The organism is Azospirillum sp. Marseille-Q6669 (genome assembly GCF_965111635.1).
This window is the reverse complement of record NZ_CBCOOP010000004.1, coordinates 445,544-471,445: the sequence shown is the minus strand read 5'-3', so window position 1 is coordinate 471,445 and position 25,902 is coordinate 445,544. Positions and strand designations below refer to the sequence as shown.

The 25,902-nt window shown below is 69.8% G+C and carries 25 protein-coding genes; 13 read left to right on the top strand and 12 right to left on the bottom strand.

Annotated elements, in window-relative coordinates; all coding sequences use genetic code 11:
• Positions 1-40: 40 nt before the first annotated feature.
• The 4 genes from ACWPXE_RS23615 to ACWPXE_RS23600 form a co-directional block, all read right to left on the bottom strand.
• Positions 41-1,096 carry a TRAP transporter substrate-binding protein gene (locus ACWPXE_RS23615; protein WP_454019772.1) on the bottom strand — a complete coding sequence of 352 codons (1,056 nt, stop codon included), beginning with the start codon at positions 1,094-1,096 and terminating at the stop codon, positions 41-43.
• 117 nt (positions 1,097-1,213) lie between these two features.
• Entirely contained in the window at positions 1,214-2,233 is a 1,020-nt protein-coding gene (locus ACWPXE_RS23610; protein ID WP_454019771.1) for a transketolase family protein, read from the bottom strand.
• On the bottom strand, positions 2,230-3,075 hold the full coding sequence (locus ACWPXE_RS23605; protein ID WP_109071187.1) for a transketolase: 846 nt from the start codon (positions 3,073-3,075) through the stop codon (positions 2,230-2,232). Before ACWPXE_RS23605 ends, ACWPXE_RS23610 begins: the two co-directional genes overlap by 4 nt.
• Before the next feature lie 25 nt (positions 3,076-3,100).
• Positions 3,101-3,850, bottom strand: a complete 750-nt coding sequence (locus tag ACWPXE_RS23600) for an SDR family NAD(P)-dependent oxidoreductase (RefSeq protein WP_014198868.1) — start codon at positions 3,848-3,850, stop codon at positions 3,101-3,103.
• A 240-nt stretch (positions 3,851-4,090) separates the two neighbouring features.
• Here ACWPXE_RS23600 and ACWPXE_RS23595 point away from each other — a divergent pair, with 240 nt between their 5' ends.
• Positions 4,091-5,029, top strand: a complete 939-nt coding sequence (locus ACWPXE_RS23595; RefSeq protein WP_454019770.1) for a LysR substrate-binding domain-containing protein — start codon at positions 4,091-4,093, stop codon at positions 5,027-5,029.
• Between the two features lie 34 nt (positions 5,030-5,063).
• Here ACWPXE_RS23595 and ACWPXE_RS23590 read toward each other — a convergent pair whose 3' ends face one another.
• Genes ACWPXE_RS23590 through ACWPXE_RS23555 form a run of 8 tightly spaced genes read right to left on the bottom strand, consistent with a single transcriptional unit; the run spans position 5,064 to position 13,960 of the window.
• Complete coding sequence (locus tag ACWPXE_RS23590; RefSeq protein WP_454020053.1) at positions 5,064-5,702, bottom strand: TetR/AcrR family transcriptional regulator; 639 nt, start codon at positions 5,700-5,702, stop codon at positions 5,064-5,066.
• A gap of 29 nt (positions 5,703-5,731) precedes the next feature.
• Complete coding sequence (locus ACWPXE_RS23585) at positions 5,732-7,150, bottom strand: MmgE/PrpD family protein (RefSeq protein WP_454019769.1); 1,419 nt, start codon at positions 7,148-7,150, stop codon at positions 5,732-5,734.
• Positions 7,147-8,661 carry an AMP-binding protein gene (locus ACWPXE_RS23580; protein WP_454019768.1) on the bottom strand — a complete coding sequence of 505 codons (1,515 nt, stop codon included), beginning with the start codon at positions 8,659-8,661 and terminating at the stop codon, positions 7,147-7,149. The genes ACWPXE_RS23585 and ACWPXE_RS23580 overlap by 4 nt, the downstream gene beginning before the upstream one ends.
• 50 nt (positions 8,662-8,711) lie before the next feature.
• Complete coding sequence (locus ACWPXE_RS23575; protein ID WP_040137608.1) at positions 8,712-9,884, bottom strand: acyl-CoA dehydrogenase family protein; 1,173 nt, start codon at positions 9,882-9,884, stop codon at positions 8,712-8,714.
• A gap of 17 nt (positions 9,885-9,901) precedes the next feature.
• Complete coding sequence (locus tag ACWPXE_RS23570) at positions 9,902-11,149, bottom strand: dihydrolipoamide acetyltransferase family protein (protein ID WP_454019767.1); 1,248 nt, start codon at positions 11,147-11,149, stop codon at positions 9,902-9,904.
• A 2-nt stretch (positions 11,150-11,151) separates the two neighbouring features.
• Complete coding sequence (locus tag ACWPXE_RS23565) at positions 11,152-11,940, bottom strand: enoyl-CoA hydratase/isomerase family protein (RefSeq protein ID WP_454019766.1); 789 nt, start codon at positions 11,938-11,940, stop codon at positions 11,152-11,154.
• Positions 11,941-11,962: 22 nt separating this feature from the next.
• Positions 11,963-12,937, bottom strand: a complete 975-nt coding sequence (locus ACWPXE_RS23560) for an alpha-ketoacid dehydrogenase subunit beta (RefSeq protein ID WP_454019765.1) — start codon at positions 12,935-12,937, stop codon at positions 11,963-11,965.
• Between the two features lie 6 nt (positions 12,938-12,943).
• On the bottom strand, positions 12,944-13,960 hold the full coding sequence (locus ACWPXE_RS23555; protein WP_454019764.1) for a thiamine pyrophosphate-dependent dehydrogenase E1 component subunit alpha: 1,017 nt from the start codon (positions 13,958-13,960) through the stop codon (positions 12,944-12,946).
• A 381-nt stretch (positions 13,961-14,341) separates the two neighbouring features.
• Between ACWPXE_RS23555 and ACWPXE_RS23550 the strand changes: the two genes are divergently transcribed.
• The 12 genes from ACWPXE_RS23550 to ACWPXE_RS23495 all read left to right on the top strand — a co-directional run bounded on the left by ACWPXE_RS23550 (position 14,342) and on the right by ACWPXE_RS23495 (position 25,898).
• Positions 14,342-15,553, top strand: coding sequence for an ABC transporter substrate-binding protein (locus ACWPXE_RS23550; protein ID WP_454019763.1), 1,212 nt, complete (start codon positions 14,342-14,344; stop codon positions 15,551-15,553).
• Positions 15,554-15,750: 197 nt separating this feature from the next.
• On the top strand, positions 15,751-16,635 hold the full coding sequence (locus ACWPXE_RS23545) for a branched-chain amino acid ABC transporter permease (protein WP_454019762.1): 885 nt from the start codon (positions 15,751-15,753) through the stop codon (positions 16,633-16,635).
• A 9-nt stretch (positions 16,636-16,644) separates the two neighbouring features.
• Positions 16,645-18,441: a branched-chain amino acid ABC transporter ATP-binding protein/permease gene (locus ACWPXE_RS23540; RefSeq protein ID WP_454019761.1), complete on the top strand. Its 1,797-nt coding sequence runs from the start codon at positions 16,645-16,647 to the stop codon at positions 18,439-18,441.
• Positions 18,434-19,168 carry an ABC transporter ATP-binding protein gene (locus tag ACWPXE_RS23535; RefSeq protein WP_454019760.1) on the top strand — a complete coding sequence of 245 codons (735 nt, stop codon included), beginning with the start codon at positions 18,434-18,436 and terminating at the stop codon, positions 19,166-19,168. Before ACWPXE_RS23540 ends, ACWPXE_RS23535 begins: the two co-directional genes overlap by 8 nt.
• Positions 19,169-19,314: 146 nt before the next feature.
• Positions 19,315-20,481 carry an iron-containing alcohol dehydrogenase gene (locus tag ACWPXE_RS23530; protein ID WP_454019759.1) on the top strand — a complete coding sequence of 389 codons (1,167 nt, stop codon included), beginning with the start codon at positions 19,315-19,317 and terminating at the stop codon, positions 20,479-20,481.
• A 217-nt stretch (positions 20,482-20,698) separates the two neighbouring features.
• A complete protein-coding gene (locus tag ACWPXE_RS23525; RefSeq protein WP_454019758.1) occupies positions 20,699-21,547 on the top strand; it encodes an IclR family transcriptional regulator in 849 nt (282 codons plus the stop codon).
• Positions 21,544-22,692 (top strand): thiolase family protein, encoded by a 1,149-nt coding sequence (locus tag ACWPXE_RS23520; RefSeq protein WP_454019757.1) that lies wholly within the window; start codon positions 21,544-21,546, stop codon positions 22,690-22,692. Before ACWPXE_RS23525 ends, ACWPXE_RS23520 begins: the two co-directional genes overlap by 4 nt.
• A gap of 2 nt (positions 22,693-22,694) precedes the next feature.
• Positions 22,695-23,120, top strand: coding sequence for a Zn-ribbon domain-containing OB-fold protein (locus ACWPXE_RS23515; protein ID WP_454019756.1), 426 nt, complete (start codon positions 22,695-22,697; stop codon positions 23,118-23,120).
• Between the two features lie 26 nt (positions 23,121-23,146).
• A complete protein-coding gene (locus ACWPXE_RS23510; protein WP_114857313.1) occupies positions 23,147-23,530 on the top strand; it encodes a MaoC family dehydratase in 384 nt (127 codons plus the stop codon).
• 2 nt (positions 23,531-23,532) lie between these two features.
• Complete coding sequence (locus ACWPXE_RS23505; protein WP_454019755.1) at positions 23,533-23,934, top strand: MaoC family dehydratase; 402 nt, start codon at positions 23,533-23,535, stop codon at positions 23,932-23,934.
• Positions 23,931-24,677 carry an enoyl-CoA hydratase/isomerase family protein gene (locus ACWPXE_RS23500; protein ID WP_454019754.1) on the top strand — a complete coding sequence of 249 codons (747 nt, stop codon included), beginning with the start codon at positions 23,931-23,933 and terminating at the stop codon, positions 24,675-24,677. Before ACWPXE_RS23505 ends, ACWPXE_RS23500 begins: the two co-directional genes overlap by 4 nt.
• A gap of 75 nt (positions 24,678-24,752) precedes the next feature.
• Positions 24,753-25,898: an ABC transporter substrate-binding protein gene (locus tag ACWPXE_RS23495; RefSeq protein ID WP_454019753.1), complete on the top strand. Its 1,146-nt coding sequence runs from the start codon at positions 24,753-24,755 to the stop codon at positions 25,896-25,898.
• The last annotated feature ends 4 nt before the right edge of the window (positions 25,899-25,902 follow it).

Here is a 25,902-nt window from a genome sequence, read left to right as displayed (position 1 = left end):
CTTTGAGGAACCAGGAGGCCGGCCGCGTCGGCGGACCGCGTCAGCCCAGCTTGCCGGTCACCTTCTCAAGCAGATCCCAGGCGGTGGCCCCGTACTTCCCTTTCCACTCAGCGTAGAAGTTCGTCCCGGCGAGCACCTTGCGGAACGGTTCGCGGTCGATGGTGTGGAAGGTCAGTCCCTTGGCGGACAGGTCCTTCTGCAGCGATTCGGTGAGTGCCGCGATGTCGGCCCGCTGGTCGTCCGCCGAACGGTCCAGTTCGCGGGTGACGATGGCCTGGATGTCGGCGGGCAGGCGGGCGAAGGCGCGCTTGTTGCCGAGCACCCAATAGCCGTCCCAGACATGGCCGGTCAGGCTGCAGGACTTCTGCACCTCGTACAGGCGGGCGGTGGCGATGATCGCCAGCGGGTTCTCCTGACCCTCGACCACAGTGGTCTGAAGGGCGGAGTAGAGCTCGTTGAAGTTGATCGGCGCCGGGGCGGCGTCGATGGCCTTGAACAGCGAGGTCAGGGCCGGCGCCGGCGGCACCCGCATCTTGAATCCCTTGATGTCCTCTGGCGTCTTGATGACGCGGGTGGAGGAGGTGACGTGGCGGAAGCCGTTGTCCCAGATCTTGCTGAGCGTCATGATCGGGGTCTTGGCGATCTCCGCCCGGACATGCTTGCCCAGGTCGCCGTCCATCGCCTGCCAGACCGCGTCGTAGTCCTTGAAGGCGAAGCCCATGCTGGTGATGCCGGACAGCGGGACGAAGGTGGCGAGGATCAGCGAGGAGAGGTTGAAGATCTCCACACCGCCGTTGCGCACCTGCCCCAGCAGGTCGGTGTCGCTGCCGAGCTGGTTGGCGGGGAACAGCTTGATGTCGAGCCGGCCGGACGTCGCCTCGCGGATGCGGTCGATGGCCTCCTGCGCGCGGATGTTGACCGGGTGGGTCGGGTCCTGGCCGGTGGCGTATTTGAACTGGAACTCGGCGGCGTTGGCCGGGCGCTTCAGGATGGTCACCAGCGGCACGGCGGCGGCGGCGGCCAGAACGGCGCGGCGGCTCGGGCGAAGAAGGCCCAGGGTCGAGTGAGCGGGGGTTTGGGGCGGCTTCTTGTCCATTGTTTCCTCTCCTGTGGTCTTTTGTCGTTCAGCGTATCGGGAACGGGCGCGGCGCGGTTCTTAGGGTGTCCTCGCTTCTGCGACAGCCGGGGGTGAGCGACGGGGGTGGGGGGCGGCTTACAGCCACCCCTTGATGCTGGTTACCATGGCGTCGGTGGAAATGCCGTAGAGGTCGTGCAGCGTCGGCAGGGCGCCGGCCTTCAGGAATTCGTCGGGCAGGCCGATCTGGCGGAAGGCGCTGGGAACGACCCCGGCGCGCAGCAGCGTGCCGGCCACCGCCTCGCCCAGACCGCCGATGACGGTGTGGTTCTCGGCGACGACGACCATGCGCCCGCTGCGCCCGGCCTCGGTCAGGATGGTCTCGGTGTCGAGCGGCTTGATGGTCGGGACGTGCAGCACGGCGACGTCGACCTTGTCGGCCTCCAGGGCCTTCGCCACCTCCAGCGCCCGCATCGTCATGATGCCGGAGGAGATGACCAACACGTCGGCGCCGTCGCGCAGCCGCTTCGCCTTGCCGAGTTCGAATGTGTAATCGTACTCGTCGAGCACCACCGGGACGTTGCCGCGCAGCAGGCGCATGTAGATCGGCCCCTGGTGGGCGGCCATGGCGGGTACCGCCTGCTCGATCTCAAGGGCGTCGCAGGGGTCGATGACCACCATGTTCGGCATGGCGCGCATCAGGGCCAGATCCTCCGCCGCCTGATGGCTGGGGCCATAGCCCGAGGTCAGGCCCGGCAGGGCGCAGGCGATCTTGACGTTGCGGTTCTCCTCCGCGATCGTCTGGTGCACGAAGTCGTAGGCCCGGCGCGAGGCGAAGACCGCGTAGGTGGTGACGAAGGGCATGAAGCCCTCGTGCGCCAGACCGGAGGCGGCGCCCATCAGCAGCTGCTCGGCCATGCCCATCTGGTAGAAGCGGTCCGGGTTGGCCTGGGCGAAGATGTGCAGGTCGGTGTACTTCGCCAGATCGGCGGTGAGGCCGACGATCTCCGGACGCGCCTTGGCCAGCTCGACCAGCGCGTGGCCGAAGGGGGCGGGCTTGGTGCGCTGCCCTTCGCCCGCGATCGAGGCGATCATGGCGGAGGTCTTCAGGCGCGGCTTGGCGGCGGCCGGGGCGGTGGTGGTGGCGGCGGTGCTCATGCGGTCCTCCCGGCGTCCAGCGCGTCGAGGGCGAGCTTCCACTCGTGCGCGTCCACGCGGATGAAGTGATTCTTTTCGCGGGCTTCGAGGAAGGGCACGCCCTTGCCCATCCTGGTGTCGCAGACGATCATGCGGGGCTTGGGCTCCGGATGGTCGCGGGCGGCGTCGAAGGCGGCGACCACGGCGTCCATGTCGTTGCCGTCCACCCGCTGGACGAACCAGCCGAAGGCCTCCAGCTTGTCGACCAGCGGCTCGAAGGCCATCACCTGGGTGGAGGGGCCGTCGGCCTGCTGGTTGTTGACGTCGACGATGCCGATCAGGTTGTCGAGCTTGTAATGGGCCGCCGACATGATGGCTTCCCAGACCGAGCCCTCGTCCAGCTCGCCGTCGGAGAAGAGCGTGTAGACGCGGTTGTCCGACGCCTTGCGCTTCAGGCCGAGAGCGATGCCGACCGCGATGCTGAGGCCGAGGCCGAGCGAACCGCCCGACATCTCCATGCCCGGCGTGTAGGCGGCCATGCCCGACATCGGAAGGCGGCTGTCGTCGCTGCCGTAGGTCTCCAGCTCCTCGGCCGGGACGATGCCGGCCTCGATCAGGGCGGCGTAGAGCGCGATGGCGTAGTGGCCGTTGGACAGCAGGAAGCGGTCGCGGCCTTCCCAATGCGGGTCCTCCGGCCGGTAGCGCATGGCGTGGAAGTAGGACACGGCCAGCACGTCGGCGATGTCGAGGGCCTGCCCGATGTAGCCCTGGCCCTGCACCTCGCCCATCAGCACGGCGTTGCGGCGGATGCGGTAGGCGCGTTCGGTCAGGGGAACGTTGTGGCCCAGTTGGGTGGTGTCCACGGGAGTCGTCTCCAGCGTTTCAGGGTCAGTGGATCAGCATGCCGCCGTTGACGTCGAGCGTGGCGCCCGTGACGTAGGACGACAGCTCCGACGCCAGGAAGAGGCAGGAGCGCGCCACGTCCTCGGCATCGCCCAGGCGGTTCAGCGGGATGCCCTTGAGGATGTCCGCCCGCAGCTCGGGCGTCAGCTTGCCGCCGGTGATGTCGGTCTGGATCAGGCCGGGGGTGACGGAATTGACGCGGACGTTGTCCGGGCCCAGTTCCCGCGCCATCGCCTTGGCGAGGCCGAGGACGCCGGCCTTGGCGGCGCTGTAGTGCGGGCCGCCGAAGATGCCGCCGCCGCGCTGCGCCGACACCGAGGAGATGCAGACGATGGAGCCGGACTTCTGGGCGCGCATGTGCGGGACGACCGCCTGGCTCATGTAGAGCGTGCCGCGCAGGCTGACGTCGGTCACCGCCTCGTAGTTCTTCGGCTCGATGTCCATGAACTTCAGCGGCTGGGTGATGCCGGCGTTGTTGACCAGCACGTCGATGCGGCCGAACTCCTCGACCACGCGGGCGGCGGCGTTGACGCAGGCGGCCTTGTCGGTCACGTCGCAGGCGATGCCGCGGTGCGCCTCGCCCAGCTCGGCGGCGGCTTCGGCGGCCTGACCGCCGTCGAGGTCCAGGATGATCGCCCGCCCGCCGTGCAGGGCGAACAGCCGCGCCGTGGCCCGGCCGATGCCGCGCTGGGACGCCGCTCCGGTGATCACGCACACCTTGTTGGACAGCAACATGCTCGCTCCCTTTGTTCGAAGCTGGCTCCGCCATGGCGGCCGTGGGTGTGACGGCCGTGGGCGTGGCGGCCCTGGGGGTGCCGCGGCGGAGCGTCGTTTTCGCTCGGTTTTGATGATTTTTCGGTACGGAGGGCTGATGGTTCGTGCCTCCGATCGTTGCAACAATCCTATGGTCTTGAGATGAATTCGACAAACGAATAAGATTGCCGAATGCTGAAATGAATTCATCGATATGGTGCGATGCGGAAACGGATTTCCATCAAGGCTTTGCAAGCCTTTGAGGCGGCGGCGCGGCTCGGTTCCTTCGCAACGGCGGCGGAGGATCTCGGCCTGACGCCCTCGGCGATCAGCCATCAGGTGAAGATTCTGGAGGAGCAGCTCGGCCTGCGGCTGTTCCACCGCGTGCACCGGTCGGTCGCGCTGACCGACGACGGGCGGGCCTATGCCGCGGAGATTATCGCCGCCTTCGCCCGCATCGACACGGCGACCCGCAACGTCACGACGACGGGCAGCGGCACGACGATCCTGACCGTGCGCTCGATGCCCAGCTTCGCCGCGCAGTGGCTGATGCCGCGTCTGGGGCGGGTGAAGGAGATCCATCCCGCCATCGACATCCGCCTGCGCGCGTCGGTCTCACCCATCGACCTGACGACGGGGGCGGTGGATGTGGACATCCGCTACAACCCCGGCCCGCCGCCGGCCGGCTGCGTGCTGGAGCTGTTTCCCGACGATGTCATCGTGCCGATGTGCTCCCCGGCGCTCGCAAACGGGCTGAACCCGATCCGCAAGCCGTCGGACATCAGCCGGCACATCCTGATCCATTCGGAAATCAACATCGTCGGCTGGCGCGACTGGGCGAACCGGCACCGCGGCGTCGAGCTGGACATGGAGCGCGGCCTGCGCTTCGACCGCTCCTTCATGGCGATCAACGCCGCGGCGAACGGCATGGGCGTGTGCCTGGACAGCCTGCTGCTGGCCCGGCAGGAACTGCTGTCGGGGCGGCTCATCATCCCCTTCCCGACCCGCGGGCTGCGGGCACAGGGGCATGGCTTCGTCACGCTGAAATCGACCGCCAACCTTCCGAAGATCCGGCTGTTCCGCGAATGGCTGTTCAGCGAGTTGGAGGCGGGGCGGCAGTGGGAGGACGAGTTCCTGTCGTCACTGAACAGGAGCGCGTAAGGCCGGCCGGCCCACGGCCGCTGCGGTGCGGTCTTTACGACGGCGCATTCGGTTCCTTGGTCAGAAGGCCCTTGGAGAGCAGTTGAAGGTACATCTGAACGGCCTCTTCCGGCAGATTGACGACGCCGTCCTCGTCGGTGTAGCGCAAGGCGAGATAGCCCCGCGTGGCGATCAGCATGTAGACCAGCGGCTCCAGCGCCTCGTCGCCAAGGTTGGCGATCTCGCCGTTCTTGCGGGCGCTGCGCAGGAAGCGCATGTAGCCGCCGGTGATGTTGTGGAAGTGCTGGCGGTGGGCCTTGGGTGCGAAAATTTCCGCCTCGTTCAGGATGCGCAGGAAATAGGGCATGCGCTTGAGGAAGGAGAAGAAGGCCCGGAACGACTGTTCCTCCTTCTCCAGAAAGGTCCTGGCGCCGCTGGCCTGCTGGCGGATGTGGGCCAGCATCTTGGCGCCCAGCACCGGAAGCAGCTCGTCGAAGATTTCCTGCCGCGAGGAGAAGTAGTTGTAGAAGGTGCCCTGCGCCAGGTTCGCCCGCTGGGTGATGCGGGTGATCGAGGCGTCGATGTAGCCATATTCCCCCACCACCTCGGCGGCGGCCTGGAACAGGGCGTCGCGGACCTCTTCCGACCGCTGCACCCGCGTCTTCTTTCCCGCCGTTCGCCCCATCGCCACCATCGCCTGCAATCTCCCTCTCCGTCCCGGATTTAGCCGTTCCTCACGCCTTTGACGAGAGAAACCAGCGCCTGATGCGGGTGATCGGGTAGCCGCCCGAACGCCTCCAGCACGTCGTCGATCGCCGCCTCGGGCAGGGCGCGGGCGAAGCGCTCGATCCGGTCGTAGGCGTCGGCCGGCACCCCGGTTTCATCGCCGATGCGGCGGACCAGCCCGCTCACCGCGTCCCAGGGCAGGGAGAAGTCGTCGGTCGTCATGTCCTGGCGGCGGGTCAGCGCCGTGCCGTCCTCCAACACCACCTCGATGGCGCAGCACAGCCGCCGCACACCCTCGTCGGGGACGAGATCGACCCGTGCGACCAGGGCGTTGACTGCGCCGTCGTCGTAGCGGGTCATCGTCTCCATGGTCGGCACGCCGCGCAGCAGCGTCAGCGCGATGCAGAAGGGAATGCTCATCAGCGTGCCGGAGATGCTGGCGAAGGGTCCCTTCGAATCCATGCCCGCGTAGCCGGTCTCGAACGGGTTCATGCGCACGGTCACCGACCGGATGGCCCGGCCCGCCACCTCCTCGCGCAGGGCGAGCGCCGCGGTGACCGGGGTCTGGTTGAAGGCGCAGACCGGGTAGGGCTTGAAGGTGACGCGGTGGATCGACCAGTCGCGACCCAGCCGCGCCGCCAGCTCCACCGGATCGCAGCCGGTGCGGGCGAAGGCGCGGACGAAGCCGGTGCGTCCCTCGAAGGCGCGAGGGGCGGAGACCGAGCCAGCCGCCGCCAGCCGCGCCGCCGTCAACCCGTTCACCGCGGCGACGCCCACCTGATAGCGCCACTCGTCGGTGCCGTCGTCGAAGGATTGCAGGATGCCGCCGGTGAAGGAGGCGGCGTTGGCGAGCGCCGCCGCGATGCGCTCCTCCGGTAGGCCGAGCAGGTACGCTGCCCCGGCGGCGGCGGCCAAGGTGCCGTAGAGCGGCGAGGCGCGCAGGCCGGCGGGCGTGGTCAGAGGCGAGAAGGCGTTCTCCAGCAGCCCGCCCGCCTCGTAGCCGGCGACCAGGGCCGGCAGCAGCCGTTCCACCGGGCCGTCCCCGGCCTCGACCAGCGCGGTCAGCAGCGGGATCAGCACCGCGCCGATGTGGGCGGCGCCGCAGGTGTCCTCCTGCGCCCGGCCGTGGAACAGGGCGGAGCCGGCGAGCGCGGCGCCGGGAACGCTGGTCCTCCGGTTCCTACCAGACGTGTTGTCGCCCAGCATGCTGGCGCCGTCGGATCGTTCGCCATGCATGGCCAGCGCCGCCGCCCGCGCCACCGGAGCGTAGGGGGTGTCGTGGCCGCCGAGCGCGATGCCGTAACCGTTCAGCAGGCAGACCCGCGCCTTCTCCACCACGTCGGGCGGCAGGTTGTCCAGGGTCAGGCCGGCGACGAAGCGGGCGATGGCCGCCGCCAGGGTGTCGGGAGCGGTCATGGTGTGTCCTCCGAATGGGCGGGGGCCAGTTCGTCGCGCAGCACGCGCTTCAGCACCTTGCCGGACGGGTTGCGCGGCAGCGCCTCGCGCAGCAGCAGGCGCTTGGGGATCTTGAAGCCGGCAAGGTGCCGACGGCAGTGCTGCTCCAGCGTCTCGGCGTCGAGGCTCTCGCCCTCCTTCAGCACCACGACCGCCGCCGGCACTTCGCCCCAGCGCTCGTCGGGGACGGCGATGACGGCGACCTCGACGACCTGGGGCAGCAGGAAGACGACCCGTTCGATCTCCGAGGAGGCGATGTTTTCGCCGCCGCTGATGATCATGTCCTTCTTGCGGTCGGTCAGGAACAGGAAGCCGTCGGCGTCGAGATAGCCGACGTCGCCGGTGCGGAACCAGTCGCCGTAGAAGCTGCGCGCCGTCTTCTCCGGGTCCTTCCAGTAGCCCTTGGTGACCTTCGGTCCGCGCAGGCAGATCTCGCCGATGTCCCCGGCGGGCAGGGAGGTGCCGGCATCGTCGCGGATGTCGATCTCCACATGGGCGAGCGCCCGTCCCGTCGAGCCGATCTTCTCGATCTCGCGTCCGGCCTCCATCAGCGTGTCGCCCGAACAGCTCTCCGTCAGGCCGTAACCGTCGATGTAGCGGGCGTTGGCGAACAGGCCGGTGAAGTCGCGGATGCGCTGCTCGGGCGTGCGCTCGCCGCCGCCGATCGCCCATTTCAGGCTGGAGACGTCGTAGCGTCCGCGCTCAGGATGGGACAGGATGCGCCCGACCATCACCGGGGCGAACCAGGCGCCGGTCAGTTGCTCGCGCTCGATGGCGGCGAGGGCGGTGTCCGGGTCGAAGTCGCGCAGGACGCAGATCGTCCCGCCCAGCCACAGCACCGCGAGGCCCGGCAGGTCGAAGGCGCCGACATGGTACAGCGGTCCGACCGCCAGCAGCCGGTCCTCCGCCGTCAGCCCCAGCGCCGTCACATGGTCCATGCATTTCCAATAGAAGTTTTCGTAGGAATGCATGACCCCCTTGGGGTGGTCGGTGGTGCCCGACGTGTACATCAGCCGGAACAGATCCTGCGAGCCGCGCACCCGCATCGGCGGCACCGGTCCCTCGGTCCCGGCCAGCGCCCGTCCGTCCGCCTGCGCCGCGGCGTCGACCAGAACGGCGCGCGGGTCGTCCTTCACCGCCGCGGCCAGCTCGGTGTCAGCGAAGACCAGCATCGCCCCGGCGTTGCCGGTGATGAAGGCGACCTCGGGGGCGGCCAGCCGGTAGTTGATCGGCAGGAACACCGCGCCGAGGTGGCTGGCGGCGAAGGCGATCTCTAGGAAGGCGGCGCTGTTCTTCATCACCACCGCCACCACGTCGCCCTCGCGCACGCCGCGCCGGTGGAGGAAGGCGGCCATGCGCCCGATGCGGTCGAGGAAGTCGGCGTAGCTGATGCGCTGGTCGCCATAGACCAGCGCCAGCCGGTCCGGCGTGCGCAGCGCGTGGAACCGGATGAAGGCGCTCAGATTGACCACGGGTGTCCCCTCCCTCGGGATGTGCGTCCGGCGTTGCCCGCCGGTTCCGCTCAGTAGGATTTCGGCATGCCGAGATCGTGCATGGCGATGAAGTTCAACACCATCTCTTCCGACACCGGGGCGAAGCGGAACAGCCGTGCGTCGCGCCACAGCCGCTCGACATGGTATTCCTTGGCGTAGCCCATGCCGCCCATCGCCTGCATCGACCGCTCGATGGCGTGGGACGCCGCCTGCGCCGCGATCAGCTTGGCGATGTTGGCCTCGCTGCCGTAGGGCAGGCCGGTGTCGCACAGCGACGCCGCCTTCAGATTCATCAGCCGGGCGCATTGCAGCTCGGCGTGCGCCTGGGCGAGCGGGAACTGGACGCCCTGGTAGGCGGCCACCGGCTTGTCGCCGAAGACCTTGCGGTCCTTGGCGTAGTCCACCGCCAGCCGAATGGCGAGGCTGCCGGCGCCGACCAGTCCGGCGGTGGTGACGATCCGCTCGGTGTTGAGCACGTCGAGAAGCTGGTGCCAGCCGCCGTCGAGCGTGCCGATCAGCTCGTCCGGCTCGATCCGCACGTCGTCGAAATAGACGGTGCTGGAAGCCAGCGTGTTGGTGCCGACCTTCTCGATCGGCTGGTGGCTGAGGCCCTCGCGGTCCACGTCGATCAGGAACAGGCTGATGCCGGCGGTGCGGCGGCCCGCCTCCTCAAGCCGGGTGGTGCGGGCGACCACCAGCATCTTCTGCGCGTCGGGCACGCCGGTGATCCAGATCTTCTGGCCCTTCAGCCGCCAGCCCTGGCCGTCGGCGTGGGCGAAGGTGCGGATCTCCAGGCTGTTGGAGCCGGCGTTCGGCTCGGTCAGCGCCATGCAGAAGTTCAGCTTGCCCTGGATCAGCGCGGGCAGCATGGCGTCCTTCTGCGCCTTGGTGCCGAACTTCGCCAGCGCCACGCCGCCGAAGATCGGGTTGATCATGAAGAGCTGGGCCAGCGTCGCGCCGCCGCCCGCCGCCGACAGCGCCTCCACCACCAGCGCCATGTCGAGCATGCCGAGGCCGGAGCCGCCATACTCCTCCGGCAGGGAGACACCGCCGAGGCCGGATTCGCAAATGCCGGCCCAGGCCTCGGTCGGGAAGCTCTTCTTCGCGTCCTGCTCGCGCCAATAGTCGGGACCGAACTCGGCGCCGACGCGCGACGCCGTCTCAATCATCAGGCGCTGTTCTTCGGAAAGCTGGAAGTCCATGGGAATCGTTCCTTGGGTCAGGCGGCGCGAAGCAGGCGCAACGGCCGCTCCAGCCCGGCGATGATGCGGTTGAGGAAGGCCAGGGCGGTCACGCCGTCGAACAGCCGATGGTCCGCCGACAGGACGAGGCCGAGTTCGCGCTTCAGCACCGGGGTTCCCGCCGCATCGGGACGGAAGACGGAGCGGACGCTGCCGACGCCGAGGATGCTCGACTGGCCGGGATTGATGATCGAGGTCATGTAGGTGACGTTGTGCATGCCGGCGTTCGACACGGTGACGGCGCCGCCCTGGAAATCCTCCTCCGTCAGGCGCCCGTCGCGGGCGCGGCGGGTCAGCGCCGCGGCCTCCGCGGCCAGCCGGTCGAGCGGCAGGGTCGCCGCCCCGCGCAGCACCGGGGCGACCAGCCCGCGCGGCGTGTCCACCGCCATGCCGATGTCGCCGCGGCCAAGGGCGAGGATCGCGCCGCCGGGAGGCTCGTCGTCCCACACCCGGTCCATCTCCGGCATGGCGGCGAGCGCCCGGCCGACCGCGGCCAGCACCAGATGGGTCATCGAAATCCGCGGAAGCCCGGACTCGGTGTCGGCGTTCAGCCGGTCGCGCAGGGCGGCCAGCTCTGTCACCTCGGCCTCCGCGGCGAGGTAGAAGTGCGGCACGTCGCGCTTGGCGGCGGTCAGTCGACGGGCGACGGTCGCCTGCAGGGTGGTGGGCTTCGAGCGTTCCGCGACAGGCGCGTCGATCTTCGGCGCCTGGAGCTCGGGTTGAGGCGCTGGTTGAAGCGCTGGCCGCGTTTGGGCCGCCGCCTCGACGTCGGCGACCTTGATGCGACCACGCGGGCCGCTGCCGGCCACCGTCCCGAGATCGACGCCCAAACCCTCGGCACGGCGGCGGGCGAGCGGTGTCGACAGGATGCGCTCCCCGTTGCTGCGGACCGGGGCGGGCAGGGGGCGGGCGTTGGCGGCGACGGGTGTCGGGGCGGGTTTCGCGGCGGGCGCCTCCGCCGGTTCCGGAGCGGGGGCGGCGCCCGCGCCATTTGCGGACCAGCGGGCGATCGGGGTGCCGACCGCCACCGTCTCGCCGGCCGGAATGGTCGTCTCGATCAGCACGCCGTCGCTGTCGGCCTCGACCTCCGAGGCGATCTTGTCGGTTTCGACGACGAGCAGCACGTCGCCGCTGCGGAAGGGCTGGCCGGGAGACACCCGCCATTCGGCGAGCACCCCCTCGGTCATCGTCAGCCCCAACTTGGGCATCACCAGTTCGCGGACCATGGTCATTGCCCCGTGAAGGCGGCCTTGCGCTTCTCCAGGAAGGCGCGGCAGCCCTCGTGCGCGTCTTGGCTGTCCAGCACCAGCCCGATCATCGCCTGCTCGTAGGCCAGCGAGGCGCCGAGCGGCATCTCCGCGCCATGGCGCAGCGTGCGCTTGGTCAGTTTCAGGATCAGCGGCGACTTGGCGGCGATCTTCTGGGCGGTGGCCATCGCCTCGGCCATCAGCTCGGCCTTGGGAACGGCGCGGTTGACCAGCCCCCAGGCGACCGCTTCCGCAGCGGTGAACTGGTCGCCGGTGAAGACCAGCTCGCGCGCCCGGCAGGGCGGGATCTGGCGCAGGATGCGCTGGGTGCCGCCGGCGCCAGGGAACAGGCCGAGATTGATTTCCGGCAGGCCGAACTTCGCGCTGTCGGCGGCGATGCGGATGTCGAGCGACAGCACCAGCTCGGTCCCGCCGCCGAGCGCCCAGCCGTTGACGGCGGCGATGGTCGGCTTGTCGCAGGTCTCGAACCGGCGGAACACCCGGTGCACGACCTCCGCAAAGTCGAGATAGTGGGCGAGGCCCTGGCGGCTGTCGAGGTCGGCGATGTCGCCGCCGGCCACGAAGGCTCGCTCGCCGGCTCCGGTGACGACGATGACGTGCACGCCGTCGTCGGCCTCCAGCTCGCCCAGAGCCCGTTCCAGCTCCAGCAGGGTCGGCACGTCGAGCGCGTTGAGAGTCGCCGGGCGGTTGATGGTGATCAGGCCCACGGCGCCGTCGCGGCTGGTGAGGATGGGGCTTTCTTCCGTCATGGTGTGTCCTCCCGTGGGGCGTTCAGGCGAGCGTGCTCTTGACCGCCGCGACGATCCGGTCGGCGTCGGGCAGATAGGCCGCTTCGAGGGTCTTGGCGAATGCTATGGGCATGAACGGCGCACCGACCCGCAGCACCGGGGCGTCGAGGTCGTCGAAGGCGTCCGCGGCGATGCGCGCGGCGATCTCCGCCCCGACGCCGAAGGCCTGCACCGCCTCGTGCGCGATGACCACCCGGTGGGTCTTGGCGACGGAGGTGAAGACCGCCTCCTCGTCCCAGGGCTGAATCCAGCGCAGGTCGACGATTTCCGCCTCGATGCCCTCGGCGGCCAGCCGGTCGGTGGCGGCGCGGGCGGCGTAGAGGGTGGCGCCGTAGGTGACGATGGTGGCGTCGCGGCCCGCCCGGTCGATTCGCGCCTTGCCGACCTCGCGCGGGGCGTTCACGTCGATGTCGCCCTGGAGCGCGTAGAGCGCCTTGTTCTCGACGACGACGACGGGGTCCGGCGCCTCGATGGCGGCGCGCAGCAGGCTGTAGGCGTCGGCGACGGTGGCCGGGCAGACGACGCGCAGGCCGGGGATGTGGGCGAACCACGCCTCCAGGCACTGCGAATGCTGCGGCCCGGCGTTCAGCCCGCCGCCGTGCGGCGTGCGCAGCACCATCGGCACGCTGCACTGCCCGCCGAACATGAAGCGGGCCTTGGCGGCCTGGTTGACCACGGCGTCCATCGCCAGCGTCACGAAATCCATGAACATGATCTCGACCACCGGCTTCATACCGGTCAGCGCGGCGCCCACGGCGGCGCCGACCAGGGAGGCTTCGGAGATCGGCGTGTCGCGCACCCGCTCCGGCCCGTGGGCGTCGAGCAGGCCGCGGGTCGCCTTGAACGGCCCCCCGGCGGCGGCCACGTCCTCGCCCATCAGCATCACGGCGGGGTCGGCGGCCATCGCGTCGTTGAGGGCCTGGGCGACGGCGTTCACATAGCGCAAAGGCTTCGGCATCGGAGGTCAGGCCCCGGCGGTGAGGGTGGCGGTCGGCGTGTAGACGTCGCGGAAGGCGGCGTCCACGTCGGGCAGGGCGTCGGCGCGGGCGGCCTCCAGCGCCTCCCGGATCTCGGCATCCACCGAGTCGACCAGGGCGGCGAGCGCCGATTCCTCGACTCCGGCGGCGAGCAGCGCCTCGGCGGAGCGGCGCAGCGGGTCGTTCTGCGGCAGGCCGGCGATCTCGTCGGCGTTGCGGTAGCGCTGCGGGTCGCCCTCGAAATGGCCGTGCCAGCGGGTGGTCAGGCATTCCAGGATGCGCGGACCGCCGCCGCGGGCGGCCTCCACCACCTCCGCGGCGGCCACGGCCACGGCGGCCACGTCGTTGCCGTCCACCCGGCGGTGCGGCACGCCGAAGGCCGCACCCAGCTTGTCCAGGGTCGCGGCGAACTGGGTGGAGGTCGGCGAGAATTCCGACCAGCCGTTGTTCTCGCAGACGAAGACCATCGGCAGCCTCCACAGCGCCGCCATGTTCAGGCACTCGTGCAGGGCGCCCTCGGCCATCGCGCCGTCGCCGAAGAAGGCGACCGCCACGCCGCCGGTGCGCCGCGTCTGGTGGGCGAGCGCGCTTCCGGTGGCGAGCGGCAGCCCGGCCCCGACGATGCCGTTGGCCCCCAGCACGCCGAGCGACAGGTCGGCGACGTGCATCGAGCCGCCGCGCCCGCCGCAGATGCCGCCGGCCCGCCCCATGATCTCCTTGAAGAAGAGGTCCAGCTTCACGCCGCGGGCCAGCACATGGCCGTGGCCGCGGTGGGTGGTGGCGAAGCTGTCCCTTGGCCCCAGCGCGCCGACGACCCCGGCGGCCACCGCCTCCTGCCCGACGCTGAGATGGATGAAGCCGGGGATCTCGCCGTCGGCGAACAGTCGGGACAGGGTGGTTTCGGTTGCCCGGATCGTCTGCATGGTGCGGTGGAGCGCCAGCCGCCGGTCGGTTGGGGTTGAGTTGGCCGGAATCGGATCTGCCTGAGCGGCGGATGACGGCATGCATGCCTCCCTTCGCGTTTCTTCCGCGCCCCGCCGGTGTGTGTGGGAAGGCGCGGTGCGGAGTCGATGCTCCGTTGGTCGACCAAACAATGAATGATGATTCATGTTTCAGTCAAGCGGTCTGTTTGCCCCCGCGCCGGCTCCTTCCTGCTGGGTGGAGCTATCACAAGCGCCCTCTCCCCTCTGGGGAGAGGGCTATGAAGGCCAGATGCGATTACCCGGCGGGGAGGTTTGGTGCGGGTTCTGTCTCAAGCGCATCCCGCTCAAATACATCGTTGCGCTGACAGTTGGCGCGCGTTACATTCTTAATGAAAAATGACTCATGGTTCATTCAATAAGACGCGGCAGCACGTCTCGCCGCATAAGGGAGGGAAAAGCGCCATGCACCGTCGTTCCGTCATCCGCTTGCTCGGGGCCGCCGTCACGCTGACCTCGGCGCTCGCCCTGTCCGCCGGACCCGCCGCCGCGCAGGACACCATCAAGATCGGCATGACCTCGGCTCTCACCGGCCCTTACAACGAGTATGGCGAGGGTGGACGGCGCGGCGTCGAACTCGCCATCGAGAAGTGGAACGCCAAGGGAGGCATCAACGGCAAGAAGGTCGAGTTGGCGATGCTGCTCGACGACCAACTCGTGCCCGACCGCGCGGTGCAGAACATGCGCCGTCTGCTCGACAACAAGGAGCTCGTCGCCATCATCGGCCCGGCGGGCAGCGGCCCGACGCTGGCGGTGATCGAGATGGCCGCCGCCGACGGGCGCCCCTACATGAACCCGGTGGCGCAGACCCCGACCGTCACCTACCCGGACGGCGGCAAGCCTCGCCCGAACGTCTTTTCCTTCGCTCTGCAGAACGACGTCGAATCGACGGTGCTCGGCCGCTACGTCGCCAGCCAGTTCAAGAAGCCGGGGCTGGTGCACGAGAGCACGGCCTACGGCGTGTCCGGCGCCGACATGATCGCCAAGGAGCTGAAGGCGGCGGGCGGTGCCGTCGTGGCGACGGAAACCTACAACCAGCGTGCCCAGGACGTGACGGCACAGATCGCCCGTCTCCAGCGGGCCGGCGCCGACGTGGTGGTCTGCGTCGGGCTGGGCGCCGATCTGGCGGTGATCCGCCGCACCATGGCGCGGCTGAACTTCAACGTGCCGCTGGTCGCCTCCAACGGCGCCCTGTCGATCCCCTACCAGGAGGCTGCCGGCGATCTCGTGACCGGCACGCGCGGCTCGATGGTCTACGTCTTCGGCGAGGAGACTCTGAACCCGGCGGCGCAGGGCTTCGCCGACGCCTACAAGGCCAAGTACGGCACCGACCGCTGGTGGGGCAACGACCCGCAGCGCCCGCAGATCTTCATGTCGCTGTCGGTCAGCAACGCCTACGACGCCGCCGACGTGCTGTTCGAGGGCATCAAGCGCGCCAACTCCACCGATCCCAAGGCCATCGCGACGGCCATCGAGGGCATCCAGGGCCTGCGCGGCGTGAACGCGACCTATTCCTTCTCCGCCACCAAGCACCACGCCATCGCGCCGGAGGATGTCGCGGTCTTTGAGTATCTGAAGACCGGCGACAAGATCGGGCTGACGATCGTCAAGAACTGACGGGGTTCCCTCTCTCCTCCTTTCGTCTCCGGAGCGATCCCCCTCTCCCCTCTGGGGAGAGGGTCGGGGTGAGGGGGATGTCGGGGGACCGAAAGCGCAGGCGATGCGGGACCCCCTCACCCTAACCCTCTCCCCAGAGGGGAGAGGGGACTCAAAGGCGGGTGCTGCGACGGGGGAGAGACAACAAGGACGACGCCATGCATTTCGTGCTGCAACTCGTTTTCGCCGGCGTCTGCGTCGGCGCGGTCTACGCGCTCATCGCCATGGGGCTGTCGCTGACCTTCTGGACCACGCGGACGCTGAATTTCGGCCAGGGCTCGCTGCTGATGACCGCCTCGGTCGCGACGGTGGCGATGCTGGGAGCCGGGATGCCCACGGCCCTCGCCGTGCCGCTGGGCATCCTGCTGGCCGGCGGGCTGATGGTGGTGGCGGAGCGGATCGCCATCCGCCCGCTGCTGAAGTCCGGCGACAGCATGGGCTGGGTGGTCTCCACGCTGGGGCTGGGCATCTTCCTCCAGGGCTTCGTTTCGACCGTCTTCGGGTCGCAGGCCATCGCCTTCCCGTCGCTGGTCTTCGACAGCCTGGATTCGGTGGACATCGCCGGGGTCCAGGTCTCGTCGCAGTATCTTGCCGTTCTCGGCCTGTCGCTCACCCTGATGGTGGCGATGGAGCTGTTCCTGCGCCGCTCCGCCTGGGGCCGCGCGGTGCGGGCGGTGTCGCACGACGCCGACGCGGCGGCGCTGGCCGGCATCCCGGTGCGCCGGGTGATCGTGCTGTCCTTCGTCGCCAGCGGCGTGCTGGCCGGCATCGCCGGGGTGATGGTCGCGCAGATCACCGGCACCGTCGATCCCAGCTTCGGCTTCAACCTGATGGTGCTGGGCTTCGTGGCGGCGGTCTTCGGCGGCATGGGCAACACCGCCGGCGCCCTGGTCGGCGGCATTGCGCTCGGTGTCATCGAGAAGCTGGTCGGCGGCTACGTCTCCACCGCCGCCGAACACGGCATGGCCTTCGCCATCCTGATGGTGATCCTCGCCATCCGCCCGCAGGGCCTGTTCGGCCGCAAGGAATTCACGAAGGTGTAAGGGCCAGCGATGCGGAATCTCCTCTCCTTCCTCACCCGGACCCCGGTGGTCGCGGCCCTGCTGGTGGCGCTCGGCGTCGCGGCGGAGTTCGTCAGCGGCTCCACCGTGCAGATCTGGTCGTTCCTTCTCGTCAACGTCCTGCTGGCCCAGAGCATCAACCTGCTGACCGGCGTCGCCGGCCAGATCTCGCTGGGCCACGCCGGATTCCTCGGCATCGGCGCCTACGGCTCCGCCCTGCTGATGAAGAACTTCGGGCTTCCGCTGCCGCTGACCCTGCTGTCCGGCGCGGCGATGGGGGCGTTGAGCGGCTGGCTGCTGTCCTTCGCCGCCGGGCGGGTGCGCGAGTTCTACCTCGCCATGATGACGCTCGGCTTCGGCATGATCTTCTACGAGGTGGTGCGCGAGTGGACCTCGGTCACCGGCGGCATGATGGGGCTGAGCGGCGTGCCGTCGCCCGGCCTGCGCACGCTGACCCTGTTCGGCTGGTCCGTCGGCCCGACCGCCTATTTCCAGATCATGCTGGCGGTGGTCGCGGGCGTGGTGTGGCTGCTGCGGAACTTCGTCACCAGCCCCTTCGGCCGCGCCTTCTTCGCCATCCATGTCAGCGAGGTGGCCGCCGGCAGCATCGGCGTGCCGCGCGCCCGCACCAAGCGGAACGCCTACATGCTCAGCGCCGCGCTGGCCGGTCTGGCGGGGGGCTTCTACGCCCATCTCGTCGGCTATCTCGGTCCGGAGACCTTCGGGCTTCACCGCTCGGTGGAGGTGCTGGTGATGGCGGTGGTCGGCGGGTTGGGCACGCTGGCCGGGCCGGTGCTGGGCGCCGTCGTCTTCACCTATCTGCCGGAGAAGCTCCAGATCTTCGCCGAGTACCAGTTCATGGTCTACGGCCTGATCCTGCTGCTGTCCTTCGTCCTGCTGCCGCGCGGGCTGGCCGGGCTGCTGCTGCCGCGCCCGCGCTTCGCCAAGGACGTGGCGCCGCTGCGGGCCGCGCCCCCCGCCGCTCTGAAACCATCGGGGAGCGGGCCGCTGCTGAGCGCGGAGGGGGTTTCCATCAGCTTCCTCGGGCTGCGGGCGCTCGACAACGCCTCGGTGAGCGTGGGGGCGGGAGAGATCCTCGGCCTCGTCGGGCCGAACGGCTCGGGCAAGAGCACGCTGGTCAACATCATCAGCGGCATCTACCGGCCGGGCGACGGGCGCGTGACCTTCGAGGGCGCGGCCATCACCGGCTTGCCCGACCACGCGGTGGCCCGGCGGGGCGCGCTGCGCACCTTCCAAGACCCGCGGCTCGTCCCCGCCTTCACGGTGCGCGAGAACGTGCTGCTCGGCGGGCACCGGCTCTACCGGCAGAATCCGCTGGCGGCGGCGCTGAACCTGCCGGGCGCCCTGCGCGAGGACGCCGCGATGCTGGGCCGCGCCGACGCCATCATCGCCATGGCCGGCCTGTCGCATCTGGCCGACACGCCGGTGCGCGATCTGCCCTACGGCGACCAGCGGATGACCGAGCTGTCGCGCGTCATCCTGGCCGACCCGCGCCTCGTCATGCTCGACGAGCCGGCGGCGGGCCTGTCGGAGGTTGAACTGCAACGGCTGGGCGGGCTGGTCCGCCATCTGAAGGAACGGGGTGTCGGCGTGATCCTGATCGAGCACCATATGGATTTCCTCAACGAACTGGTCGACCGCGTGGTCGTGCTGGACAGCGGGCGGGTCATCTACCAGGGCGGCATGGCCGGCATGTACCGCGACCCGGCGGTGGTTGCCGCCTATCTCGGCACCGAAACCCACCCGGGGGAGACCGTCCATGCCTGACGGGATCAATCGCGCGGGGGGCCTCGAAATCCACGGGCTGGAGGTCCGCTACGGACCGGTCGAGGCGGTGCGCGGCGTTTCGCTGCGGGCCGAGCCGGGGACCATCACCGCCATCCTGGGCGCCAACGGGGCCGGCAAATCCTCGCTGATGAAGGCGATCTCCGGCCTGGTCCCGGCGGCGGCGGGGCGCATCGCGCTGGATGGCGACGACATCACGCGGCTTTCCCCGCACGAGCGGGCGCGCCGCGGCCTGTCGCACGCGCTGGAAGGACGCCGGCTGTTCCACCGCATGACGGTGGAGGAGAACCTGAAGGTTGCCTGGGACTTCCGCAACCGCGGCGGCAACTTCCGCGCGGTGGCCGACCGCGTCTACGAGCAATTCCCCATGTTGGCGCCGCGGCGGCAGACTCCGGCGGGGATGCTGTCGGGCGGTCAGCAGCAGATGGTCATCCTGTCGGCGGCGCTGATCCACGAGCCGCGCTACCTGCTGCTCGACGAGCCGTCGCTCGGGCTGGCGCCGGTGATCGTGCAGCAGATCTTCGGCTTCATCGAGTCGGTCTGCCGCGAGCGCGGCACCACCATCCTGCTGTGCGAGCAGGTGGCGGCCATCGCCCTGCGCGTCGCCCATTCCGGCTGCGTGCTGCGGCGCGGGCAGGTGGTGCGCGGCGGTCCGGCGGCGGAGCTGGCCGCCGATCCGGCGCTGTCGGCGGCTTATCTGGGCGGGTAAGCTCGCGCCGCGTGCCCCCACCCCGGCCCTCCCCGCTGACGCAGGGGAGGGTGCCTTTTGCGAAGCGGCGTCCGTCCCCTCCCCTGCGAAAGCGGGGAGGGTTAGGGGGGGCAAGTGTCCCCAATCGACAACGGGAGGGAACCACCATGCAATCAGGCGTCTACGAGTTCCTGGCGCAGGACCGCGTCATCTACGGCCGCCCGGCGGCGGAGGCGGTGGCGGAAACCGTCGCCAAGCTGGGAAAGCAGCGCGCGCTGATCGTGGCGAGCCGGACGCTGAGCCGAGCCACGGGCGTCGTCGCCGCCATCCGCGACGCGCTGGGGACGAGGTGCGCCGGGGTCTTCGACACCTGCGTCGAGCATGTGCCGCGCGCCTCCGTCCTGGCGCTGGCCGAGGAGGTGCGGCAGCTGGGGCCGGACCTGATCGTCACGGTCGGCGGCGGCACGCCCATGGACACGGTAAAGGTCGCCCTGGTCGCCTTGGCCGAGGGCATCACCGACACCGCCGGGTTCGACGCCGTGCGCATCCGCGTCGCCGAGGACGGGACCCGCATCGTCCCGGCGGTGAAGGACCCGCCGCTGCGCCAGATCATCGTGCCGACCACCCTGTCGGGCGCCGAATTCTCCAACCTCGGCGGGGCCACCGACCCGGACCGCCGGGTCAAGGACCTGTACACCGGGCGGTACATCGGCGGGCAGGTGGTCATCCTCGACCCCGCCGTGACCGTCCACACGCCGGAGCGGCTGTGGCTGTCCACCGGCATCCGCGCCGTCGACCACGCGGTGGAGACGGTCTGTTCCCGCAAGCCCCAGCCCTTCACCGATGCGACCTGCCTGCACGGGCTGGCGATGCTGGCGCGCTCCCTCCCCGCCAACCGGGAGAGGCCGGACGATCTCGACGCGCGGCTGGAAAGCCAGCTCGGCGTCTGGCTGGCCTCGACCGGGCTGGGGCGGGTGGAATGGGGAGCCAGCCATGGCATCGGCCACCAGCTCGGCGCCGTCGCCAACGTGCCGCACGGCCATTGCTCCTGCGTCATGCTGCCCAGCGTGCTGCGCTGGAACCACCCGGTGAACGCCGACCGCCAACGGCTGGTGGCGCAGGCGCTGGGGCGGGAGGACGGCGACGCGGCGGCGGCGGTTGCCGATCTGGTGCGCGCCCTGGGGCAGCCCGACGGCCTGCGGGCGGTCGGCGTGACGCGCGACCATTTCGCCGCCATCGCCGCCGGGGCGATGCAGAACATGATGGTCCGCAGCAACCCGCGCCCGATCACCGGAGAGGACGACGTCCGGGAGATCCTCGAACTGGCTTGGTGATCCGCAGGCGCCACAACCCTACGGCACGAACGGCCCCGCCCCTCCCGGCGGGGCCGTTTTGCGTTCGGAAGGCGGAGGGGAGCAGCCGTGCAAAATGACTATGGGGGTATGCATTTCAAACAATGCCAAGAACAGATAATTCGTTTGACCAACAATATTTGCGCACTCATAATCTTCATAGAAAATAGAATTCTCAATAGAGAACCGAGAGCGCGCCATGCTCACCGACGACCAGGACCGGGAGTCCTTCACCCTTTCGACGACGTTCAACGCCGGCAAGCCGGTCGGCGCGGTGGTCAGCGCCTTCGCGATCCTGCGCCATCTGGCGGCGCAGGACGGGGCGGTGTCGAGCGCGCAGGTCGCCCGCGCGCTCGGCCTCAACCCGAGCACCTGCTTCAACATCCTGAAGACCCTGGCCGCGGAGCGGGTGGTCCAGTTCGAGGAGGTCGGCAAGGCCTACCGGCTGGGCGCCGGGCTCCTGGAACTGGCGGGCAGCGCGCTCGATCAGGTCGGCTACACCCGGCTGCTCCATCCGGAGCTGGAACGGCTGGCCGCCGCGTGGCAGACGCCGATGACGGCGTGGCTGCGGGTCAGCGACCACCGCGTCATGCTGGTGGATCAGGCGGTGTCCAGCTCGGCCATCCAGATCCACATGCGGATCGGCCATCGGCTGCCGTTGCTGGTCGGCGCGCTCGGCCGCTGCATGGCGGCGCACGCCGGCCTGCCAGTGGAGGAGATGCGCCGCCAGTACGCCGCCGTCCGCCAGGACAACCCGCCGCCCTTCGAACAATTCCTGGCCGAGGTGGAGGAGGCGCGGACCGCCGGCTACGCGGTGGACCGCGACGGCTTCACGCGCGGCGTGACGACGGTGTCCAGCCCGATCCTCGACGCCGAGGGCCGTCCCTTCCTGGCCCTGTCCGCGGTCGGGCTGACCGCGCAGTTCTCCGACGAGCGGGCCGCGGCCATGGCCGGCGACCTGCGCGACACCACGCGGCGCATCGGGCGGCTGCTCGCCGGACCGGGCCGGGCCGCCGCCCCCCTTTCCCCACGGGAGACCACACGATGACCCCGGTGATCTCCGGAGCCGCCGACACCGCCGTCGGACGGCTGGACGGCAGCGGCTGCATGGCGCTTCACGCCGAAGCGGCGTCCGCGGCGCTGGCCGACGCCGGCCTGCGGGCCGACGAGGTGGACGGCGTGCTCTGCGCCTATTCGCTGGCCGAGCCGCATCTGATGCTGTCGTCGGTCTTCAACGAGTATTTCGGCATCGCGCCGTCCTACAGCGCCGCCGTCCAGGCCGGCGGGGCGACCGCCTGCGCGCTGGTGATGCAGGCGGCGGCGCTGGTGCGGGCGGGCATCTGCCGCAACGTGCTGGCGGTCTGCGCCGACAACCGGCTGACCGGGCTGGGGCGCAGCGGCGCCGTCGCCGCGCTGGCTGAGGTTGGGCACCCGCAGTTCGAACGCCCCTACGGCATGTCGATCCCCGCGGCCTACGCGCTGGTCGCCCGGCGCTGCATGTATGAACGGGGCGTCACGGCGGAGCATCTCGCCGCCATCTCCGTCACCCAGCGCGGCCACGCGCGCCGCCATCCCAACGCCCAGGCCCGCGACCCGCTGACCATGGAGCAGGCGCTGTCCGCCCGCATGATCGCCGACCCGCTGCGGCTGTACGACTGCTGCCTCGTCTCGGACGGTGGCGCCGCTTTGGTCATCAGCGCCGCCGACGCGGCGGCCGACCATACGGACCGCGCGGTGTCGATTCTCGGCTACGGCCAGATGAACACGCACGAGCACGCCTTCGCCATGCCGTCGCTGACCGATTTCGGCTGCCGGCAATCGGCGGCGCAGGCCTTCGCCATGGCCGGGATGACCCCGGCGGACATCGACGTCGCCGAGATCTACGACAGCTTCACCATCACCCTGCTGGCCGAACTGGAATCCATCGGCTTCTTCGCGAAGGGGGAGGCCGGTCCGGCGATTCTCGACGGCGCGCTGGAGCTGGACGGGGTCCTGCCCTGCAACACCCACGGCGGGCTGCTGTCCTACGGTCATTCGGGGGCGGCGGGCGGCATGTTCCACATCGTCGAGGCGGTGCGGCAACTGCGCGGCGAGGCCAAGGCCCGGCAGGTGGCGGGGGCGGAAACCGCCTTCGTTCACGGCGACGGCGGCATCCTGTCCGCCCACTGCTCGCTGATCCTGGGGAGGGCCTGACGATGACCGCGACCGATCCGTTACCCGCAAAGCCCGTTCCGCTGGTCACCGCCGACACCCGCGCCTTCTGGGACGCCTGCGCGGAGGGGGCGCTGACCTTTCAGCGCTGCGCCGCCTGCGGCCACGTCCAGTTTCCGCCGCGGCCCTTCTGCACCGAATGCCGGGCTCCAGGGCCGGAGACGGAGCGGTCCGCCGGGCTCGGCACCATCCACAGCTTCACCATCGTCCACCGGGCGCCGACCGCGGCCTTCAAGGCGGACGCGCCCTACGTCCTGGCGCTGGTCGATTTCGACGAGGGCTTCCGCCTGATGGTCAATCTGCGCGGCTGCCCGCCGTCGGACGCCCGCATCGGCCTGCGCGTCCGCGTCCTCTTCGAGCCGCTGGCCGGCGGCGGCGCGCTGCCGCAGGTCCGGCCCCTGGTGGAGTGAACCCAACCCTTCGGGAGGGACCATCCATGCATCTGTTCGACACGCTCCAAGAGGGCGCCGCCTTCGGCGCCGAGGAGCTTCACCTGTCCGACGCGCTGATGGAGCGCTGGACCAGCCTCTACCCCGACGACCCGCCGGACGGGCGGATGCCCGCCGGGATGATCGCGGTGGCCACCATGCGGGCCTATTCCAGCCTCGTCGTGCCGCGCCCGCCGGGAAACATCCACGGGTCCCAGCGTTACGAGATGCTGCGCCGCCCGGCCGTCGGGGAGCGGCTGACCACCCGCATCGCCTGCGCCGGAAAGGAGCTGAAGCGCGACCGCCGCTGGGTCCATTTCGACACCGAGACGGTGGGGGAGGACGGCACCCCCTGCTTCCGCGGCCGCATGACCATCCTGTGGGCGGCCTGATCATGGCGGACGGGACGACCACCATCGACCGCCTGACCCCGGTCACCAAGCGGATCGACCGCGCGGCGATCCGGCTCTACGCCGAGCTGACCGACGACTTCAACCCGATCCACGTCGATCCCGACTTCGCGGCGAAGACGCCGATGAAGGGCATCATCGCCCACGGCCTGCTGTCGGTGAACCTGCTCTGGCAGTCGGTCCGCCGCAGCCTGGGCGAGGCGGCGGTGTCCGACGCGACGCTCGACATCCGCTTCCTGCGCCCGGTGCGCGAGGACGACGTGGTGACCGCGGGCGGCCAGCGCCGCGCCGACGGCGACGGCTACGACGTCTGGATCGACAACCAGCATGGGGAGACGGTGATCGCCGGCCGCATCCTGCACGGGGCGGGGAGGACGGCGTCATGACCGAAACGCTTCTCGTCCGCGACGACGGCGACCTGCGGCGCATCACCCTGAACCGCCCCGCAAAGATCAACGCGCTCGACACCGCGACCTTGCGGGCACTGGCCGAGGCCGTGGACGGCGCGCCCGCCGACGGCGCGGCCCTGGTGGCGATCGACGGGGCAGGACCGCGCGGCTTCTGCGCCGGCGGCGATGTCGCCGAGATGAGCCGCGGTGCCGAGGCCTTCGCTGCCCAGGAGGAGGCGTTGCGGGCGGCGATGCAGGCGCTGCACGGATCGGCGGTGCCGGTGATCAGCGTGGTGCACGGCCGGACGCTGGGGGCGGGCTGCATCGTGGCGTGCCTCAGCGACCTCGTTCTGGGCGCTGACGATGTGCAGTTCGGCTTTCCGGAGATGCGCTTCGGCCTCTACCCGGCCTTCGTCCACGCCGCCCTGACGGAACGGCTGCCGGCGGCGCTGGCCTTCCAGATCCTGGCGGGGGGCCGAATGATGGACGCGGCGCAGGCCTATGGCTTCGGCTTCCTGACGGAGATCCTGCCCGCCGACGGCTTCGCCGAGACGGCGGAGTCGCGCATCGCCTACTACCGCGACCGGCTGGACGCGCTGGCGGCGGGCCGGCGCATCCTGCGGATGGAGAGCCGCACGTCGATGGCGGAGAAGACCGCGCGGCTGGCCCCGCTGCTGGCCGAGAACCACGCGGCGCCGTCCGTCCGGCGGCTGCTGTCCGGGCTGTCTTTTGCCCGCTGATTTCTTTCGAAACGGCAACGAGTCCCGCCAACGGGACCGCGTCACCCCCGAACAACGGATTCCTGGGAGGGAACGATGTCGAAACGCACCCTGTTCGCCGCGCTCGTGCTGAGCAGCGCGCTCACCAGCGGCGCCGCGCTGGCCGCCGACCCGGCGGTCTACAAGATCGGCGGCATCTTCGCGATGACCGGTGCTTCGCCCCACTACGGCAAGGTGATGAGCGCCGGGGCGCAGCTTGCGGTGGACGAGATCAACGCCCAGGGGGGCATCGACGGCGTCAAGCTGCAGCTGGTCATCGAGGACCACAAGAGCGGCAGCGCCCAGGCGGCGGTCGCCGGCATGAACCGGCTGATCGACGTCGAGGGGGTGAAGGCGGTGCTCCCCTCCTTCTCCACGGTGACGCTGGCCACCATGCCCATCGGCGACCAGAAGAAGGTGATGATGATCAACGGCGGCGGGGTCAGCGCCCAGACGGTCGGCACCTCCCCCTACATGTTCAACATCCGCTCCATGGCGTCCGATCTGGCCGCCGGCATCGCCCACCGCGCGGCGGAGCAGGGGGCCAAGAAGCTCGCCCAGATCGCCATCAAATCGGAGTTCGGCGACGCCACCATCGCCGCCACCACCAAGGCGTGGGAGGGCATGGGGCTGAAGATGGTCGCTGCCGAGCAGTTCCAGGCCGACGCCGCCAACATCGACACCCAGGTCGCCAAGCTGCGCGCCTCCCAGCCCGATGCCATTGCCAACTGGCCGACCACGCCGCAGGCCGGGCTGGCGGTGAAGCGGATGCGCGAGTTGGGCATGAAGCAGCCGGTCTACTGCATGGAATGGACCGCCGAGGACACCAAGGTCGCCGGAAAGCACGCCGAGGGGGTGGAGGTCGTCACCGACTATTTCGCCGCCACCGACGAGAATCCCTGGTCCAAGCGCTTCGCCGATGCCTACAAGGCGAAGTTCGGCGAGATGCCGGACTTCTACGCCGCCAACTACTACGAGGGCGTCTACGTCATCGCCGAACTGATCCGGCGGGCGAAGGCCAAGGGCGGCGACTATTACAGCGGCGAGCGTCTGGTCCAGGCGCTGTGGGAAAACCCGACCTTCGACAGCGTCTACGGCAAGACGCTGACCTTCCGCAAGAACGGCGTGGCGCAGAAGCCGGTCGCGGTGTTCCGCCTGGAGAACGGCCAACAGACATTCGTGAAGTTCACCTCGGGCGAATAGCCGC